The sequence below is a fragment of the Arthrobacter sp. LjRoot14 genome (genome assembly GCF_964253905.1).
Taxonomy (GTDB): Bacteria; Actinomycetota; Actinomycetes; order Actinomycetales; family Micrococcaceae; genus Arthrobacter.
In genome coordinates this window covers 1,007,407-1,024,245 of the sequence record NZ_CAXURL020000001.1, presented here as the reverse complement: position 1 = coordinate 1,024,245, position 16,839 = coordinate 1,007,407, and the positions used below count along the sequence as shown (strand labels likewise).

Below are 16,839 nucleotides of genomic sequence, written 5' to 3'. Positions count from 1 at the left end.
GCAACACCAGCGAGGCAAGGAGAGCATCATGACTATTCCACCGCTGCCGGAGCCGGACCCGTTCCCGCCGGAACCGGGGCCCACCGGACCGCCGGACCCGGACAACCCGTTCCCGCCCAGCAGGCCTGACCCCACGGAGCCGCGCCCGCATCCGGGACCGGAACCGTCGCCGGCGCCCGGTCCGCTGCCCATCCCGGACCCGGGGCCCATGCCGCCGGTCCCGCCTGCGCCAAATCCGGATCCCACACGGTTCTGAGGTTCGGTTGACGGTTCTGAGGTTCGGTTGACGGGCGCTAATCGCCGATGCTGTGCAGGAACCGGCGCACCTCGGTGTTGAACGCCTCCGGCGTTTCAGCCGCGACCAAATGCCCGACGTCGGGAATCACCACAAGCTTCGACCCGGGAATCTGGCGGTGCATCTCTTGCGCCACTGCCAGCGGCGACCGCACGTCTTCTGCCCCGTAGAGCAGCAGGGTGGGGACACTGATGGTGGGAAGTACGTCACGGTAATCTGCACGGCCGCTTGCGCTCAGCATTGCCCGCATGCCGGCCGGGTGGAAGTCGGCCATGATGGCACTCGCCTCTTGGACGACGGCGGGATCCGCGCGCTCCGTGAACAACGTGGGCATCCAGACGGGGATGAACTGTTCGGGCGGCTGGTCCAGCTCGGCGAGTATCTGCGCATACCGGCGCTCGACTTCCTCCGGCGGCAGCGAGCCGGCCCAGCCGGCGTATGCCGACACCAGCATCAGGGAAGCCGCCATGTTGGGGTGGCCCCGGTACAGCTCCAAGGCGACGCCCGATCCCCAGGACAGGCCGAGGACGTGCGGTTTCCGCGGTGATACCTCGCGGAGAAAGCCCGCGAGCACGTCACCCAGTTCCCGGCCGGAGAAGTCCGGCGGAGGATCCTCGGACCGGCCGCAGCCCGGGGCGTCCCAGGCAATGACGGTGAACTCGCCGGACAGACCCTCCAGCTGCCGGCTCCAGACGCGGCTGTCCTCGTAGGCACCGTGAAGAAGCACCAGCGGAGGACCCTGGCCCGCACGCTGGTAGCCGATTCGCAGTCCTGAAATCTCAACAGTGTCCATGCCGCACCGCTCCTTAGTGGAGCTGACCCTGATGGCTCTGATTCTAGGCCGATCAGGGTCAGCTGCCTACAGGAACAAACCGCACGCCCTGCCCTGTGCGGAGTCCTGCATAAAGGGGTTAGACCAGCGTGATGTCCCGGGTCCGGTGATCGTAGTTGAACGTGATCCGGCCGCCTGGGTGGTGGAGCTCGTGGTTGGCGCCATCAAATGCACCGAACGCACCGTAGTTCTCGTCCCAGGAGCGGTTGAGCGCGATCTTGAAGCTGTAGTGCCCGGCCGGGAGGTCCGTGCTGAGCTTCCACAACTGGTCCACTGCATCCAGCTTCATCTGGGCCTCGTCGTACTGCGGAGCCCAGTTTGCCGGTGCTCCCAGCAGCACGTTGAAGTCGCCGGCGATGGCGACAGCTTCCGGCTGGTCGATCGATTCCACGCTGGGTGCCTCTGCCTGGGTCTCTTCGCCCGCTGGGGCCGGCTTGGCGGCAGCCTTGCGCGTTCGCACAGCCTTCGCCACGGGTGCCACCGCGTCCTCGATCAGCTCGGCAGCCTTTTCGACCACCTTGGCAGCCTTGGAGGGCGCCTTTTTCTTGGGTGCAGCCTTCGGAGCTTTTGCGGCAGCGGCCTTCGGGGCCGCAGCCCTGGCGGGAAGCGAAGTGGGTACCGGAACGTCGGCGGGAACCGGAGTTCCTTCCGCGAGTGCGGTGGCGAATGAATCCGCATCCGGGAATGCCACCGTGGCGCGGAGGCCCTCCTCGGTGATGGTCCAGCCGCTGCGTCCCTTGACGAGCCAGCCGGCCTTGACGAGCTTGCTCGTGGCGGTGGTGAGTGCTTTGTGTCCCCGGGGAATGCCTCCGCTGAGCAGCTCACTTTCCTTCTCGTTCAGCGGTACCCGGACCGTGGCCTGGGCCAGGACCGCGCCCGCGCCGAGGGTCTCGCCCGACAGAACGCTTTCCGCGAGGATGTCGAGCACTGATTTGAGTCGAACAGTGGTGGTGTCTGCAATAGCCGTGGGCATATTTGTCCTTTCGAGCAGGTGATCACTCAGCATTTTGCCAGTGAACTGTAACCGGAGGCGACTATGGGCGTAAACAACGTGTGTCGTGACCGACTGTGACGCCGAATGCAGCACAAGTGATCCTAGGGTCTCAGCTGCGGGACGAAAACATCGGGACTTTGGGCCCGTTGACAAACAAGCGATGCCAAGTGCACCGGACCGCCCGTTGTGGGCCCGGAACGTACCTGCCTATAGTGGCGTCCTGCCGTTACTAAGCAATCTTCCGATGAAGCCGCATCGCCAGTCCCGCCTTCCTTCGATGAGGAGACCAGCATGGAGACCCGCACGCTTGGCACTTTGACCGTATCTGCCCTTGGGCTCGGCTGCATGGGCATGAGTGAGTTCTACGGCACGGGCGACGACGCCGAGTCCGCCGCCACCATCCAGGCCTTCCTGGACGCGGGCGGAACGCTGCTGGACACGGCAGACATGTACGGGCCTTTCATCAATGAGCAGCTGGTGGGCCGGGCCATCGCCGGGCGCCGGGCCGAGGTTGTCCTTGCCACCAAGTTCGGTAATGAGCGCCGGGAGGATGGCTCGTGGGTCGGCATCAACGGCCGTCCCGAATATGTCCGTGCCGCCTGCGACGCGAGCCTGCAGCGCCTGGGCGTGGACCACATCGACCTCTACTACCAGCACCGCGTGGACAAAACCGTGCCGATCGAGGAGACGGTGGGTGCCATGGCGGAACTCGTCCAGGCGGGTAAAGTCCGCTATCTGGGCCTCTCCGAGGCCAGCGCCGACACCATCCGCCGCGCCCACGCTGTGCACCCGATCACCGCCCTCCAAACGGAATATTCCCTGTGGGAGCGGGAACCGGAGGCCAAGGTCTTCCCGCTGCTGGCGGAACTGGGCATCGGATTTGTGCCGTACAGCCCGCTGGGACGCGGCTTCCTGACCGGCCAGCTGCGCACCCCGGAGGACTTCGCTCCGGACGATTTCCGGCGCCACTCACCCCGGTTCCAAGGCGGGAACTTCACGCGGAACCTCGAGCTGGTGGACCGGGTGAAGGAACTGGCCGACGAGAAGAAGTGCACACCGGCGCAATTGGCCCTGGCCTGGCTGCTCGCCCAGGGTGACCACATCGTCCCGATCCCAGGCACCAAGAAGCGCGTCCGGCTCCAGGAGAATCTGGGCGCACTCGACGTCGAACTCTCTGCCCGGGACCTTAGCCGGCTCGATGAGCTGGCCCCTGCCGGGGTGGCGGCGGGAGCACGCTACCCGCACATGGATTCAATCGATGTGTAGGGCCGGCCCGGCCGCCGCCCCACCAACACGCCGCCCCACCAACAAGCGACCCCACCACCGCAATGAAGGAGACACAGTGACCGAACTCAATGAAGAAGACCTGGCCCTGGCCCAATGGAGCCGTCGGCTCACCCACGCGCTGCAGATCCTGGACCTGGAGCTTGACCACGCGCTGATTCGGCGGCTTGCCAAGGAATCCTCCGAAGCAGTCAACGCCGACGCCGGTCCGATCAGCGCGGTGGTGGTGGGCTACGCGGCAGGGCTTTCCGCCGCCAAGGGGAAGGCAAGCCCCAGCGAGGCCATCGAGTCGGCCACGGAGGTCGCCCTGAAGTTGTGCGAGCACGGAGCCGACGGCGGCCCGGACAGCGAAGGCTGGAGCGGCACCGCCCAATAGCTACGGCGCCGCCCAGTAGCTACGCGGTGCTGGGCTCCAACCGCACAATGACGGCCTTGGACACCGGGGTGTTGCTGCCCTCGGCCACGCTTTCCAGCGGAACCAGCACGTTGGCTTCCGGATAGTAGGCCGCCGCGCACCCCCGGGCCGTAGGGTACGAGACCACACGAAACTTCCGGAGCACTCGCTTCACGTTGTCCTCGTACACCCCGTGGATGTCCACGTGCTGGCCATCGGACAGGCCCAGCTCGGCGATGTCCTCGGGGCTGACAAAGACCACGTCGCGGCCCTTCCGGATGCCGCGGTAGCGGTCGTCGTGGCCGTAGATGGTGGTGTTGAACTGGTCGTGCGACCTCATGGATTGCAGGATCAGCGTGCCGGCCGGGCGCTGCACGTGCTCCAGGTGGTTGACGGTGAGCATGGCCTTGCCCGTGGGCGTGGGGAACGTGCGCGAGTCCCGGGGTCCGTTGGGGAGCACAAAGCCGCCCTTCTGGCGGATCTTCCGGTTGTAGTCCTCGCAGCCCGCCACCACATGGGAGATATGGTCGCGGATGAGGTCGTAGTCGCGCTCGAACCCGGCCCAGTCGGCGTCGGTCTTCCCGTCCAGGGTGGCGCGGGCCAGCCTGCTGATGATGGCCACTTCCGAGAGCAGGTCCGGTGCCACGGGCCGTACCGTGCCGTGGGAGGCGTGGACGGCGCAGACGGTGTCCTCCACCGACACGAACTGCGGGCCGGAGGCCTGCATGTCGATCTCGGTGCGTCCCATGGTGGGCAGGATCAGGGCTTCCTTGCCTGTCACCGTGTGGGAGCGGTTGAGCTTTGTGGAGATCTGCACGGTCATCTCAGTGTTCTCCATGGCGCCTTCGGCTGCCTGGGAGTCGGAGATCGCCCCCACCAGGTTGCCGCCAAGGCCCACGAACACCTTGATGTCGCCGTCGCGCATCCTCCGGATCGTTTCCACGGCGTCTGCGCCATGCTCCCGCGGCGGATCGAAGTTGAACTCCTTGCCCAAGGCATCCAGGAAGGCCGGCGGCATCTGTTCCCAGATGCCCATGGTGCGGTCGCCCTGGACGTTGCTGTGGCCGCGGATCGGGGACGCTCCTGCACCGGGTTTGCCCATGTTTCCCCGCAGCAGCAGGAGGTTGATGATCTCCTTGATGGTGGCCACGCCCTTTTTATGCTGCGTGATGCCCATGGCCCAGGTGATGATGACCTTCTCGGCCCTCAGGTAGCGCTCGGCCAGTTCGTCGATTTCTTCGCGGCGCAGGCCGGTGGCCTCAAGCACTTCGCGCTCATCCAGTTCGGCGAGGTGCTCCTTGAGTTCCTCCAGCCCTTGGCAGTGCTCCTGGAGGAACAGGTGGTCCAGCACGCTGCCCGGGTTCCTGGCTTCGGCGTCGAGAACGCGCTTGGACACCGCCTGCAGGAGCGCCATGTCCCCGCCCAGCCGGATCTGCAGGAACTGGTCGGCTATCTGCGTGCCGTGTCCCACGATGCCCTTGACCTTCTGCGGGTTCTTATACCGGCGCAGTCCGGCCTCGGGCAGCGGGTTGACGGCAACGATCTCGCCGCCGGCTTCCTTGGCTTCCTCGAGGGCGGTGAGCATGCGCGGGTGGTTGGTGCCCGGGTTCTGCCCCATGATGATGATCAGGTCCGCCTGGGCGAAATCGTCGTAGGAGATGGTGGCCTTGCCGATGCCGATGGTCTGGCCCATGCCCCAGCCGGAGGACTCATGGCACATGTTGGAACAGTCCGGCAGGTTGTTGGTTCCGTATGCCCGCACGAACAACTGGTACAGGAAGGCGGCCTCGTTCGAGGTCCGGCCGCTGGTATAGAACGCAGCCTCATCGGGGCTCGCCAGGCTCTTCAGCTTGCCGCCCAGGATGGAAAAGGCTTCGTCCCAGCTGACGGGCCGGTAGTGGTCCTCCTCCGCGGGCTTGTATACCGGTTCGGTCAACCGCCCCTGCATCCCGAGCCAGTACTCGGACATCCCCCGCAGTTCGCTGACCGGGTGCTCCGCCCAGAATTCCGCAGGGACAAGCACCGGGGTGGCCTCCCACGTGACAGCCTTGGCACCGTTCTCGCAGAACTCGAACGTCTTGCGATGACCGGGGTCCGGCCACGCGCAACTCATGCAGTCGAAGCCGTCCTTCTGGTTTAAGGCCAGCAACGTCTTGCGGGACCGCTCGACGCCCATCTTCTCGATGGCGGGCTTCATGGAGTGGTAGACGCCGGGGAAACCAGCGGCCCACTCCTTTGGTTTGCCCACCTCAAGGTTGTTTTCGTCGGCTTCTTCCACACGAGGGGTCTTCCGGGGCATGCTGCGCCCTCCTTGACTCGGACTTGCTGCTCAGTGCTGCTTCGAACTGGTGTCCCCACGGACAGGACCTGCCCTCAGGATTAGCAGTTATGGGTGGACGCCGCAACCACCCGCCGGGCCCGCGCCAACTCAGGAGTAGCCGAGCTCCGCGAGCAGCTCGGTCTTGCGTTCCTCGTCCGCGAAGGAGGACCGGATGGAGTTGGAGGCAAGCCGGACCCGGTCGAACTCGGACAACCCCAAAACGGCTTGCAGCTGCACGAAGTTGTCGTCCACGTACCCGCCGAAGTACGCGGGATCGTCCGAGTTCACGCTGACGTTCAGTCCCGCAGCGAGCATTGCCGGAAGCGGGTGCTCGGCCAGGGTGTCCACGGCACGGAGCCGCACATTGGACAACGGGCACACGGTCAGCGGCACGCGCTCCGCCACGAGGTGTTCCACCAGATCGGGGTCCTCCATGCAGCGGATGCCGTGATCGATCCGCTCCACGTCCAGCAGTTCCAGCGCATCGATGATGTACGACGGCGGGCCCTCCTCGCCGGCGTGCGCTATCCGGTGCAGGCCGGCCTCCTTCGCCCGGGCGAAGAGCCGTTCAAATTTGGCCGGAGGATTGCCCACCTCGGCTGAGTCCAGGCCGATGCCGGCGATGGGCGCGTTCATTGCCAGCAGCTGCTCCAGGACGTCGAGGGCCGATTCCTCGGGCAGGTCGCGCAGGAACGCGGCGATAAGCAGGGTGGACACCCCGAACTCCTCCAGGGAGTTCGCCAGCACGGAGGCAACACCGTTCACGCAGGTCTGGAGCGGGATCCCGCGGGACACGTGGGCCTGCGGGTCCATCATGATCTCGGCGTGCCGCACTCCCGCGGCCGCCGCCCGCTCCAGGTACGCGCGGGCCATGTCCGCGAAGTCCTGCTCCGTCTGCAGAACGGCCATGTTGGCGTAGTACAGGTCCAGGAAGGACTGCAGGTCCGTGAACTCGTAGCGGGCGCGCAGCTCGTCCAGGTCCGCGTACGGCAGCGTGATGCCGTTCCGTTCGGCCAGCGCGAAAATCAGCTCCGGCTCCAGGGTCCCCTCGATGTGGAGGTGCAGCTCGGCCACCGGCAGAAGTTTGACGGGCTGGTCCGCCACGGCCTCTTCGGCGTCGGTCTGGGCCGCTACAGCTTCTTCGGTGCCGGCCTGGGCCGCCGGGGCCTGCTCGGGGGCGTGGACAGGAGCATCGCTGAGTGCTGACGCGCCGCCGGGTTCGGGCGCGCCGTCGTAAGTTTCCATCCGGTAAGGATATGCCCGCAGCGCCCGCGCACCGATAGAGTCGAACCGATGCAACATAACAAGCAGGCTTCCAATGTGCCCTTCCTGACTCCGGACCACCCCACCGATGGATTCGTCCGGGTGCGCGGCGCCCGGGAAAACAACCTGCGCAACGTGGACGTGGACGTGCCCCGGGATGCCATCGTCGCGTTCACCGGCGTCTCCGGTTCCGGCAAGTCATCCCTCGCCTTCGGCACCATCTACGCAGAAGCCCAGCGCCGCTATTTCGAATCCGTGGCTCCGTACGCGCGGCGCCTCATCCAGCAGGGGCACAATCCCAAAGTGGAGCTGATCACGGGGCTGCCTCCCGCCGTCGCGCTTCAACAACGGCGCGGCACGCCGAGCAGCCGGTCCACCGTGGGTACGGTGACCACGCTGTCCAACTCGCTGCGCATGCTGTTCTCCCGCGCCGGCACGTATCCGGAAGGCACGGCACAGCTGGATTCGGACGCGTTTTCGCCCAACACGGCCGCCGGCGCCTGCCCCGTGTGCCATGGCCTGGGCATTGCCCACACGGTCAGCGAATCTTCCCTGGTCCCGGACACCTCGCTGAGCATCGCCGACGGCGCCATTGCGGCCTGGCCGGGCGCGTGGCAGGGCAAGAACCTCCGCGACATCCTCAGCCACCTCGGCTACGACGTCACCATCCCCTGGCGGAAGCTGCCCAAGAAGCACCGCGACTGGATCCTGTTTACCGAGGAACAGCCCGTGGTGGAGGTGACGCCGAAGCGGGACCGGGTGGCCAAACCCTACAAAGGCCGCTTCTGGAGCGCCAAGAGCTACGTGCTCCACACGCTGGCCGACTCCAAAAGCGACACCATGCGCCAGCGCGTTCTCCGGTTCATGGAAACGGGACCGTGCGAGCGCTGCGGCGGAAGCGGACTGACGCCCGACGCCCTGGCCGTGACCTTCGCGGGACGCACCATCGCCGAGCTCAACGCCGTACCCATGGCCGAACTGGCCGAGGTCATCCGGCCCACCAGCGAGCTGAAGGACGCCGGGACGGCCAGCCGTGGTGCGGCCTCGGGCGAGACCAACGAAGTGGCCGTCGCCATCACCCGCGACCTCTTGCTGCGGATCACCGTCCTGCTGGAGCTGGGCCTGGGCTACCTCGCCCTGGGCAGGGCCACACCCACGCTCTCCCCCGGCGAGATGCAGCGGCTGCGGATCGCCACCCAGCTGCGCTCCGGGCTGTTCGGCGTGGTGTACGTACTGGACGAACCGTCCGCCGGGCTCCACCCCGCCGACGCCGAACCGTTGCAGGCTGTGCTCGAAGCGCTCAAGGCCTCCGGGAATTCGGTGTTCGTGGTGGAACACAACATGGACGTGGTCCGCCGGGCCGACTGGCTGGTTGACGTTGGGCCCCGCGCCGGAGAAGGCGGCGGCGAGATCCTGTACAGCGGCCCTGTTGCAGGGCTCGCGGACGTGGAGTCGTCCGTTACGCGGCCCTTCCTGTTCCCCGGCGGCAGCGGGAGCAACGGCGGCGGACAGCGCGACGGCGGGACGAACGAAGGCGGTGCGCGCCGGCAAGCGGACGGCTGGCTCGGGTTGAAGGGCATCAGCCGGCACAACCTCCGCAATCTCGATGCGGAATTCCCGCTGGGTATCCTGACGGCGGTCACGGGCGTTTCCGGCTCGGGCAAGTCAACGCTGGTGAGCCAGGTCCTTGCCGAGGTGGTGGGGGCGCGGCTCCGCCCGCAGGCGGGTGACGCTGCGGCGGTTGCGGAGGTAACCGCCGAGGATCTGGAATCCGGGGACGCCGGGTCCGGAGAACCGCTCATCGTTGCCGAAGCCGTGGCAGAAACCAGCGGAATGGAGCGGATTGACCGTCTGGTGCGGGTGGACCAGAAGCCGATCGGCCGCACGCCGCGGTCCAACCTGGCCACGTACACCGGGCTGTTCGACGCCGTGCGCAAGGAATTCGCCGCCACCGGGCAGGCACGTGCCCGCCGTTTCGGCGCCGGCCGGTTCTCCTTCAACGTGGCAGGCGGCCGCTGCGAGACCTGCCTGGGCGAAGGGTTCGTGGCCGTTGAGCTCCTCTTCCTGCCGGGAAGCTACGGCCCCTGCCCCGAGTGCGGGGGTTCGCGCTACAACCCGGAGACGCTGGAGGTGACCTACAACGGCAAGAACGTGGCCGAAGTGCTGGCCATGACGGTGGACGCCGCCGCGGACTTCCTTGCCGGCGTCCCGGCCGCTGCCCGCAGCCTGCAGACCCTGCGCGACGTTGGCCTGGGCTACCTCCGGCTGGGCCAGCCCGCCACCGAGCTCTCGGGCGGCGAAGCGCAGCGGATCAAGCTGGCCACGGAACTCCAGCGTGCCCGCCGCGGCCACACCCTCTACCTGCTGGACGAGCCCACCACAGGACTCCACCCTGCGGACGTCCAACTGCTCATGGCCCAGCTGCACGGCCTGGTGGACGCCGGAAACACCGTCATTGTGGTGGAGCACGAGATGGACGTGGTGGCCGCCGCGGACTGGGTGATCGATCTCGGGCCTGCCGGTGGCGACGCCGGCGGTGAGATCGTGGCGTCCGGTACGCCGTCCGACGTCGCCCGTTCCGCCCGGAGCCGGACGGCGCCGTACCTGGCGACGGCGCTGGACCAATGAGGCGCTGGATTGTTGAGAGCACCGGCAATCACGCCCCGCACGCATCCACACCATGGCGGATATCTATTTCGATTTGATAACGCACCGGCACTGTCCTAGCGTGGAACGTGTGATCCCGCCGAGCGGGACAACGAATGCCCGGTGCTGCCACCACCAGTTACTGCCCGGCCGGCAGACACCGTACATGACCTCTAGTTCGTCAGGGGCGGGCAGTGGCGCGACAACGTCCGGGGACGGACCGAGCGCAGGTGGCCCTCAGGAGCATCCACTTTCATGAACACTTCCACTCGCATGAACACCCCCATGGGCAAATCCAAACTGGGGACCGCCGCGCGCCGCGGAGTGACGCTGGCCGCCGTTTCCGCGGCAGGACTCGCACTGTCCGCCACAACCGCCAACGCGGCCGTGCCCACCGCAACCAGCACCAGCACCTGGGACGCCCTCGCCCAGTGCGAGAGCGGCGGCAACTGGAGCACCAACACCGGCAACGGTTTCAGCGGCGGACTCCAGTTCACCGACAGCACCTGGGCGGCCCACGGCGGCACCGGATCGGCCGCAAACGCCACCCGCGAGCAGCAGATCGCCGTCGCCGAGAACGTCCAGGCCAGCCAGGGCTGGGGTGCCTGGCCTGCTTGTGCAGCCAGCCTGGGCCTGAGCGGCGGCGGTGGAGCACCCGCACCGAGCGTCCCGGTCACGCCGGCCCCCGCCGAGGTACCGGTGCAGGCCGCGCAGGCGCCGGTCCAGGCCGCGTCTGCCGCAGTGGCGCCCGCCCAGGCCGAACCCCGCCACGCCGCACAGGTTCCGTTGAGCGGCGAAACCTACACGGTGGAGGCCGGTGACACCCTGAGCACCATCGCGGAGAAGCTGGACATCACGGGTGGCTGGCAGACCCTTGCCGATGCCAACACGGACACCATCGTGGATCCCGACCTGGTGCTTGCTGGACAGGTTCTGCAGCTGCCTGCCTAGGGTTTAGGTAGCAGAGCGTTAAACAACGACGCCGGAGCGTTCCCTTGGCGGGGAGCTCCGGCGTCGTTGTTTCTTAAGTTAGTTCACGCCGCCTGCGGCAGTTCGCGGACGATCCGGACTTTCCAGGCGGAGTCGTCGCTGGTGTCCAGAAGGGCCACAGTGCCGATGTGCAGGTGCAGGGCCACCCGCTTGGCTGCCAGGAGCTCGAGGTAGAGGTGCTCGTTCATGCGCGCCGGCGAATCGATCACGAACTTCACGGCATCGCGCACCTTGCGGTAGTTGTCGCTGCGTTCGCGGTGCAGGTGCAGCTCCAGCGAGTGGCGCTGGCGGACCTTCGGCTCATGCGCGTTGAGCCACGAGACCGCTGCGTGCACCCCGACTACAACGGCGAGGGACACGGCGTAGATCCACCAACCGGTGGACAGCAGGAACAGGGGGAGGTTGGCGATGGCCACTACCGCGATGAACAGGCGGAGGGCAACGATGCGCCGGAGTTTCAGGGCAACAGAACCGATGGCGGCGCGGAAGCCGTGCTGCTCCTTGCGGGCCGCTTCCGGGTCGATGGTGAATTCATCAAGCACCAGGATGCCTTTGGCTTCCGGGCTCAGCATTTGTCCGAACTTCGGCGTGAACGGAACTGCTTGGGTAAGTGTCATTTCGTGTCTTCCGGAGGGTGGCTGAGGCGGGATTTGATTGGGGTCATCTTAGTGAAATTGTGACCGTGTTGTCGCCCCCGTCTCAGCATACGGTCCAGTAGACTACGCCGCACTGCTCTCAGGCCGCTCACAGCCTACCAGCGTTTTGCCGCTGCAACGCCGCCGCCTCAGCGGGTGCGCGGCGGCCGCCGCCATTTGGTCTTGGACCCCGGCACCTCCACACTTGAAGGATGCAGACTTTCCTTCCCTATCCAGATTTCCAGCAGAGTGCCGCGGTCCTTGACCGCGTGCGGCTCGGCAAGCAGCGTGTCGAGGCGCTGCAGACACTGCGTGCGCTGGTGATCCCGGAGTACGGCTGGCAGTCGCACCCGGCCATCCGCATGTGGATGGGCTACGTTCCCGCGCTGACCATGTATGGCCTGGCCATCGCTGATGAATGGATCGCCCGCGGCGGCGAGGACACCACCCGGGCCAAGATCGCCGAATTTGCCCCGCAGGCTGACCACGCGGCCTACGCGGCCAAGATCCCCATGCCGCCGTGGCTTGGCGAGCCCGACCTCCACCTGAGCCACCGCTCCCGGCTGCTGCAGAAGGAACCGCGCTTCTACAGCGAACTGTTCCCCGGGACACCCGCGGACCTCGAGTATGTCTGGCCCGAACCCCGGCATGAGTTCCTTCCGGAGGATCCGGTCGGTGACCGGCTCTGGATCCTGCGTGCCCAGGTGGGCGACACCGCCCCGGACAAGCTCGACACCATCAGCCTGCCGGAGGTCGGCCGCGCCGCGAAGGCCGCCGCCCAGTCCGAAGAGTACGAGTTCGTCTACGCCGACACCGACTCGCGCCGCCCCGCCAAGAACCCCAAGAAGCGGCCGCCCAAGCAATTGGTGAAGAAGCCCACCCGGAAGCGCCAGCAGCAGGAGGAGGCCTTCCGCACCCTCCCCGGCAATTCGGCCATCGCTGTCCCGTTCGACGGCGGCGCCACGTTCGCGATCGGCCAGGTCCAGGGGCGCCCCATCACGGTGGACGGCCGTTTCGCCCGGAACTTCCAGGTGACGGACGTTGTGGAACGCTCCTCGTTCGACTACCCCGCCCTGCTCCAGGACCCCCGGCTGTTCTTCCCGATTCCGGCGCCCTAGCCGTAATCCCCGAGCCTGGCCAAGGCTTCGCCGCCGCTCTGGCAGACTGGCCCGTATGACTGTTCTTATGGCCGGCTGCGGCGATCTGGGTACCGAGGCCGGGCTGCGTTTCGCGGCCGCCGGCCACCGCGTGGTGGGCTGGAGGCGGTCGCCGGACAAGCTACCGGCCGCCATCGAGGGTGTCGCGGCTGACTTGACCGCTCCGCCGCTGCCGCAGATCCCGGCGGGCACCACCGCCGTCGTCATCGCGGTTGCGGCCGACTCCCCCACCGAAGAGGCCTACCGGGCCGCCTACGTGGACGGACTGTCGAACGTTCTGGATGCGCTGGAACGCGCACGCGAGCACGACGGCGCGGCGGCGCCCTCACCGCTGCGGCGCGTGCTGTTCGTCTCCTCCACCGCCGTGTACGGCGACGCGGACGGGGGCTGGGTGGATGAAGGCACGACGCCGGCACCGGGCGGATTCTCCGGCCGCATCATCCGCGAGGCCGAGGACCTGCTGCACCGGCGACTGCCCGGCACCGGGATCACCCCCGTGGTGCTTCGCCTGGGCGGCATTTACGGGCCGGGGCGGACCCGGCTGATCGACCAGGTCCGCTCAGGAACTGCGGTGGCTCCGGCGGAACCGCGGTACACCAACCGCATCCACCGCGACGACGCCGCCGCGGCGATCGTGCACCTCTGCACTATGGCCGCCGAACCCGGACCCGTGTACCTCGGCGTGGACAACGATCCCGCGGAGCTCGGCGAAGTCCAGCGTTTCCTGGCCGACGAGCTGGGACTCCCGCGGCCGTCGTCGGACGTTCCGGTTGGTGACAGTGGCGGCGCGGCCGGCGGCGAACCGTCCCGCGGCGGCAACAAACGGTGCAGCAATGCCCTGCTCCGCAGCACCGGGTTCGAGTTTGCCTACCCCACCTTCCGCGAGGGGTACCGCGCGATCCTCGCCGGCGAAGGCGTCAGGCACCCGTGATGCCGCTGCGCATTTCCGTATCCTAAGCCTTGTAGGGGGAACAGTGGATTTCCAGCACATCATCGAATCGGTCGGCCGGTTCATGGACTTTGCCGGCGTCGCCGTTATGGTGATCGGCGCCGTCGTCTCCATTCCCATGGCCCTGCGCGGATTCCAGCCGAGACGCCTGCCGCCTGGCTCCGCACCGCTTTCCGTGTACCGCTCCTACCGGCAGCTGCTGGGCCGTTCAATCCTGTTGGGCCTTGAACTCCTGGTGGCGGCGGACATCATCCGTACGGTCGCCGTGACGCCGACCTTCGAGAGCGTGGGTGTGCTGGCGATCATCGTGCTTATCCGGACCTTCCTGAGCTTCTCGCTGGAGCTCGAGATCACCGGCCGCTGGCCCTGGCAGAAACAGCCCGCCGGCGCGGCAGCCCCAGCCGGAGCGTCGGGCTCATCACCTGAGGGCTGAAAGCCTTCTCGGCTGTCAGCGCCCTCGGTTAGGCTCGCTGCATGACTCACAACAACGCAGCTAAAGCCTCTGAACTGCTTCGCCTCCACCAGGCGCCGGAAATCCTTCAGGTCATCAACGTCTGGGACGCCATCACTGCCAAGGTTGCCGCGGATGTCCCGGGCACCGCCGCCCTGGCCACGGCCAGCCACTCCATTGCGGCTTCGCTTGGCTATGAGGACGGCGAGAACATCCCCGTGGACCTCATGATCGAAGCGGCGGGGCGCATTGCCGCGTCCACCAGCCTCCCGGTCAGCGCGGACCTCGAATCCGGCTACGGCAGCCCGGGCGAGACAATCCGGAAGGCGATCGGGGTGGGAATCGTCGGCGCCAACATCGAAGACCAGATGCGCCCGCTGGCCGACGCCGTTGCCCAGATGGCCTCCGCCGTCCAGGCAGGCCAGGCCGAAGGCATCGATTTCGTCCTCAACGCACGCACCGATGCTTTCCTCAAGGGCAAGGACCGCGTCCCCGCTGACGTCCTGGCCGACGCCATCGAACGGGGCCGCGCGTTCCTCGACGTGGGAGCAACCACCGTTTTCGTTCCCGGCCTGCTGGACGAGCCCACCGTGGCCGCCCTCGTTGAAGGCATCGGCCGGAACAAGGTGTCCGTCATCAACGTTCCGGGTTCGCTTGCCCCGGCGAAGCTCCAGGAACTGGGCGTGGCACGCATTTCCTACGGCCCCTGGACCCAGCGGGTTGCCCTGACGGCCTTTGCCGACGCCACCGCCGGGCTCCTGGCCGGGGGCGCGCTGCCCCAGGGAACACGGGCACTCAACTAGTGGCCGGGCCGGAGCTGCAGGGCCTGGGATTGCCGGACCCGTGGCCGGAGCCGCCGGAGCTGCCCGCCCCGGTGATCATGGACCAGCGGTGGACCGATGCAGTGTTCCTGCACTGGCGCATCCCCGAAGCGGCGGCGGCAGCGTTCATGCCGCCCGGGGTGGTGCCGGACGTTTTCGACGGCTCGGCATGGGTGGGACTGATCGGCTTCCGCATGCAGAAAGCAGGCATCGGACGAGGCCCCGCAGTGCCGTTCTTCGGGGACTTCAACGAGATCAACGTCCGGCTGTACTCGCGGGAACCGGACGGCACCCGGGGCGTGGTCTTCCTGAGCCTGGACGCGGACCGGCTGGCCGTGGTGCTGGCCGCACGCGCGGCCGGCATTCCGTATGTGTGGTCACACGCCCGCTTCCGTGCCGCCCACCCCGGCAGCCCGTCCACCGGCTATTCGGTGCGGCGGTTCCGGCGCGGGGCCCGAAGCGACTTCGCGGTGGTTCCGGCGCTCGACGACGCCGCGGAAGATCCGCTGTCCATCCACCTCACGGCCAGGTTCGGCCTGCACTCCCGCTTCCGCGACCGGACGCTTTTTATCCCGAACACACATTCCCCATGGCCGCTGCACCGGGCTGAGCTGACGGTCCTTGAGGACGGGTTGATCAGCGCCGCCGGACTCGAGGTGGCAGGTCCGCCCGAGTCCGTGCTGTTCTCCCCCGGCGTCCGGACCCAGTTTGGCCGGCCGCGGGTGCTTGGGTAGGGGAACCGGGGCGGCGGGGCCGAGGCGGTTCTTAGGGGCGGGCCGCGGGCGTAGATTAGGTCCGTGGCAAAGAACATCGCGTTCGGACAGTACCTACAGGCCCGCCGAAAGCTTGTCCGGCCGGAGGACGTCGATCTGCGTAACTATGGACGCCGCCGGGTTTCGGGCCTTCGGCGCGAAGAGGTTGCTGGTCTGGCAGGCATTAGCGTGGATTACTACGTGCGCCTGGAGCAGGGGAAAGACCATCACCCTTCACCTCAAATTTTGGACGCTCTTGCTCGCGCGCTGCGCCTGGACCCGCCTTCAACTGTCCATCTGCACCGCCTCGCGCAGCCGGCACTCCGTCCCCTGACCAGTCCACGTCCGGCCGGGGTGGCGGAGGGTCTGTCGCATTTGCTGGTCACGTTGGCCCACGTTCCCGCCTTTGTTCAGGACCGGTTCATGAATGTCCTCGCTGCCAATCCGATGGCTGTTGCGTTGTCCCCAAGGAATGAGCCGGGCACGAACGTGCTGCGGGCAGCTTTTTTGGATCCCGCCGAGCGGGAGTTGTATGAGGACTGGGAACGCGTCATGGAGGAAGCGACCGCGGGACTTCGCGCCTCGGTGGGAGAACGCGTGAACGACCCGCAGCTGGAGGAACTGGTCATCGAGCTGTCAGAGCGCAGCGCCTACTTCCTCAAGCTCTGGGGGCGGCACGATGTACGCCCAAAGGTGGCAGGCAAGCGGACGCTGCACCACCCGGTTGTGGGCGAACTCGAGCTCTTCCACGAGAAACTGGCCGTAACCGGAACGGACGGTCATTTGCTGGTCATTCATCACGCCGAGCCCGGCAGCTCATCCGAACGGGCGCTGGAGCGCCTTGCCCGGACACTCCCGGGCAGGACCTGAATCCGCCATCAGCAGCGACACTGAATCACGCCAAGGGTAGCCCCCGCATTCATATGAATCACGGGGTTCTGGCTGCCCTTTTTCGGCCGGAGCACACTGGATTTTAGAGCGATCCCTCATCCTGCTCCCCTGCTCCCTTTTGAGCCGAACGGGCCGTTCTTAAGAAAACATAGAACCTGCCGAAAG

Annotated in this window: 16 protein-coding genes; 11 read left to right on the top strand and 5 right to left on the bottom strand. The window is 67.0% G+C overall.

What is annotated here, in order from left to right:
• The first annotated feature begins 28 nt into the window (after positions 1 to 28).
• Entirely contained in the window at positions 29 to 256 is a 228-nt protein-coding gene (locus tag ACSQ12_RS04815) for a hypothetical protein (RefSeq protein ID WP_436064532.1), read from the top strand.
• Positions 257 to 293: 37 nt separating this feature from the next.
• Here ACSQ12_RS04815 and ACSQ12_RS04810 read toward each other — a convergent pair whose 3' ends face one another.
• Both ACSQ12_RS04810 and ACSQ12_RS04805 read right to left on the bottom strand, forming a co-directional pair.
• Positions 294 to 1,088: an alpha/beta fold hydrolase gene (locus tag ACSQ12_RS04810; protein ID WP_436064531.1), complete on the bottom strand. Its 795-nt coding sequence runs from the start codon at positions 1,086 to 1,088 to the stop codon at positions 294 to 296.
• 118 nt (positions 1,089 to 1,206) lie between these two features.
• A complete protein-coding gene (locus ACSQ12_RS04805) occupies positions 1,207 to 2,100 on the bottom strand; it encodes a pullulanase X25 domain-containing protein (protein ID WP_209747006.1) in 894 nt (297 codons plus the stop codon).
• A 312-nt stretch (positions 2,101 to 2,412) separates the two neighbouring features.
• Here ACSQ12_RS04805 and ACSQ12_RS04800 point away from each other — a divergent pair, with 312 nt between their 5' ends.
• Positions 2,413 to 3,387, top strand: coding sequence for an aldo/keto reductase (locus ACSQ12_RS04800; RefSeq protein ID WP_436064530.1), 975 nt, complete (start codon positions 2,413 to 2,415; stop codon positions 3,385 to 3,387).
• A gap of 76 nt (positions 3,388 to 3,463) precedes the next feature.
• Positions 3,464 to 3,781 (top strand): DUF6457 domain-containing protein, encoded by a 318-nt coding sequence (locus tag ACSQ12_RS04795; RefSeq protein ID WP_436064529.1) that lies wholly within the window; start codon positions 3,464 to 3,466, stop codon positions 3,779 to 3,781.
• Positions 3,782 to 3,800: 19 nt separating this feature from the next.
• On the opposite strand, the gene ACSQ12_RS04790 is transcribed toward ACSQ12_RS04795, so the two are convergent.
• Together ACSQ12_RS04790 and ACSQ12_RS04785 are read right to left on the bottom strand one after the other, a co-directional pair.
• Positions 3,801 to 6,098: an FdhF/YdeP family oxidoreductase gene (locus ACSQ12_RS04790; protein ID WP_436064528.1), complete on the bottom strand. Its 2,298-nt coding sequence runs from the start codon at positions 6,096 to 6,098 to the stop codon at positions 3,801 to 3,803.
• 129 nt (positions 6,099 to 6,227) lie between these two features.
• Entirely contained in the window at positions 6,228 to 7,364 is a 1,137-nt protein-coding gene (locus tag ACSQ12_RS04785) for an adenosine deaminase (RefSeq protein ID WP_436064527.1), read from the bottom strand.
• A 48-nt stretch (positions 7,365 to 7,412) separates the two neighbouring features.
• Between ACSQ12_RS04785 and ACSQ12_RS04780 the strand changes: the two genes are divergently transcribed.
• Together ACSQ12_RS04780 and ACSQ12_RS04775 are read left to right on the top strand one after the other, a co-directional pair.
• On the top strand, positions 7,413 to 10,010 hold the full coding sequence (locus ACSQ12_RS04780; RefSeq protein WP_436064526.1) for an ABC transporter: 2,598 nt from the start codon (positions 7,413 to 7,415) through the stop codon (positions 10,008 to 10,010).
• 273 nt (positions 10,011 to 10,283) lie between these two features.
• A complete protein-coding gene (locus ACSQ12_RS04775; RefSeq protein WP_436064525.1) occupies positions 10,284 to 10,979 on the top strand; it encodes a transglycosylase family protein in 696 nt (231 codons plus the stop codon).
• Positions 10,980 to 11,062: 83 nt separating this feature from the next.
• Here ACSQ12_RS04775 and ACSQ12_RS04770 read toward each other — a convergent pair whose 3' ends face one another.
• The gene (locus ACSQ12_RS04770; protein ID WP_209747014.1) at positions 11,063 to 11,635 is read right to left on the bottom strand and encodes a hypothetical protein; all 573 of its coding nucleotides are present in this window, start codon (positions 11,633 to 11,635) and stop codon (positions 11,063 to 11,065) included.
• Between the two features lie 230 nt (positions 11,636 to 11,865).
• On the opposite strand from ACSQ12_RS04770, the gene ACSQ12_RS04765 reads away from it, so the two are divergent.
• The 6 genes from ACSQ12_RS04765 (at position 11,866) to ACSQ12_RS04740 (ending at position 16,653) form a co-directional block, all read left to right on the top strand.
• A complete protein-coding gene (locus ACSQ12_RS04765) occupies positions 11,866 to 12,771 on the top strand; it encodes an MSMEG_6728 family protein (RefSeq protein WP_436064524.1) in 906 nt (301 codons plus the stop codon).
• 55 nt (positions 12,772 to 12,826) lie between these two features.
• A complete protein-coding gene (locus ACSQ12_RS04760; protein WP_436064523.1) occupies positions 12,827 to 13,741 on the top strand; it encodes an SDR family oxidoreductase in 915 nt (304 codons plus the stop codon).
• Between the two features lie 43 nt (positions 13,742 to 13,784).
• On the top strand, positions 13,785 to 14,192 hold the full coding sequence (locus ACSQ12_RS04755; RefSeq protein ID WP_436064522.1) for a DUF1622 domain-containing protein: 408 nt from the start codon (positions 13,785 to 13,787) through the stop codon (positions 14,190 to 14,192).
• A 41-nt stretch (positions 14,193 to 14,233) separates the two neighbouring features.
• On the top strand, positions 14,234 to 15,013 hold the full coding sequence (locus ACSQ12_RS04750) for an isocitrate lyase/PEP mutase family protein (protein ID WP_436064521.1): 780 nt from the start codon (positions 14,234 to 14,236) through the stop codon (positions 15,011 to 15,013).
• A gap of 77 nt (positions 15,014 to 15,090) precedes the next feature.
• Entirely contained in the window at positions 15,091 to 15,765 is a 675-nt protein-coding gene (locus ACSQ12_RS04745) for a DUF2071 domain-containing protein (RefSeq protein ID WP_436066934.1), read from the top strand.
• 63 nt (positions 15,766 to 15,828) lie between these two features.
• On the top strand, positions 15,829 to 16,653 hold the full coding sequence (locus ACSQ12_RS04740) for a helix-turn-helix transcriptional regulator (RefSeq protein WP_436064520.1): 825 nt from the start codon (positions 15,829 to 15,831) through the stop codon (positions 16,651 to 16,653).
• Positions 16,654 to 16,839: the final 186 nt, after the last annotated feature.

Excerpts from the sequence above, each read along its gene's own strand:
- ACSQ12_RS04815 (WP_436064532.1), top strand. The coding sequence starts at position 29 with ATGACTATTCCACCGCTGCCGGAGCCGGACCCGTTCCCGCCGGAACCG.
- ACSQ12_RS04810 (WP_436064531.1), bottom strand. The coding sequence starts at position 1,088 with ATGGACACTGTTGAGATTTCAGGACTGCGAATCGGCTACCAGCGTGCG.
- ACSQ12_RS04805 (WP_209747006.1), bottom strand. The coding sequence starts at position 2,100 with ATGCCCACGGCTATTGCAGACACCACCACTGTTCGACTCAAATCAGTG.
- ACSQ12_RS04800 (WP_436064530.1), top strand. The coding sequence starts at position 2,413 with ATGGAGACCCGCACGCTTGGCACTTTGACCGTATCTGCCCTTGGGCTC.
- ACSQ12_RS04790 (WP_436064528.1), bottom strand. The coding sequence starts at position 6,098 with ATGCCCCGGAAGACCCCTCGTGTGGAAGAAGCCGACGAAAACAACCTT.
- ACSQ12_RS04785 (WP_436064527.1), bottom strand. The coding sequence starts at position 7,364 with ATGGAAACTTACGACGGCGCGCCCGAACCCGGCGGCGCGTCAGCACTC.
- ACSQ12_RS04780 (WP_436064526.1), top strand. The coding sequence starts at position 7,413 with ATGCAACATAACAAGCAGGCTTCCAATGTGCCCTTCCTGACTCCGGAC.
- ACSQ12_RS04775 (WP_436064525.1), top strand. The coding sequence starts at position 10,284 with ATGAACACTTCCACTCGCATGAACACCCCCATGGGCAAATCCAAACTG.
- ACSQ12_RS04770 (WP_209747014.1), bottom strand. The coding sequence starts at position 11,635 with ATGACACTTACCCAAGCAGTTCCGTTCACGCCGAAGTTCGGACAAATG.
- ACSQ12_RS04765 (WP_436064524.1), top strand. The coding sequence starts at position 11,866 with ATGCAGACTTTCCTTCCCTATCCAGATTTCCAGCAGAGTGCCGCGGTC.
- ACSQ12_RS04760 (WP_436064523.1), top strand. The coding sequence starts at position 12,827 with ATGACTGTTCTTATGGCCGGCTGCGGCGATCTGGGTACCGAGGCCGGG.
- ACSQ12_RS04750 (WP_436064521.1), top strand. The coding sequence starts at position 14,234 with ATGACTCACAACAACGCAGCTAAAGCCTCTGAACTGCTTCGCCTCCAC.
- ACSQ12_RS04745 (WP_436066934.1), top strand. The coding sequence starts at position 15,091 with ATGGACCAGCGGTGGACCGATGCAGTGTTCCTGCACTGGCGCATCCCC.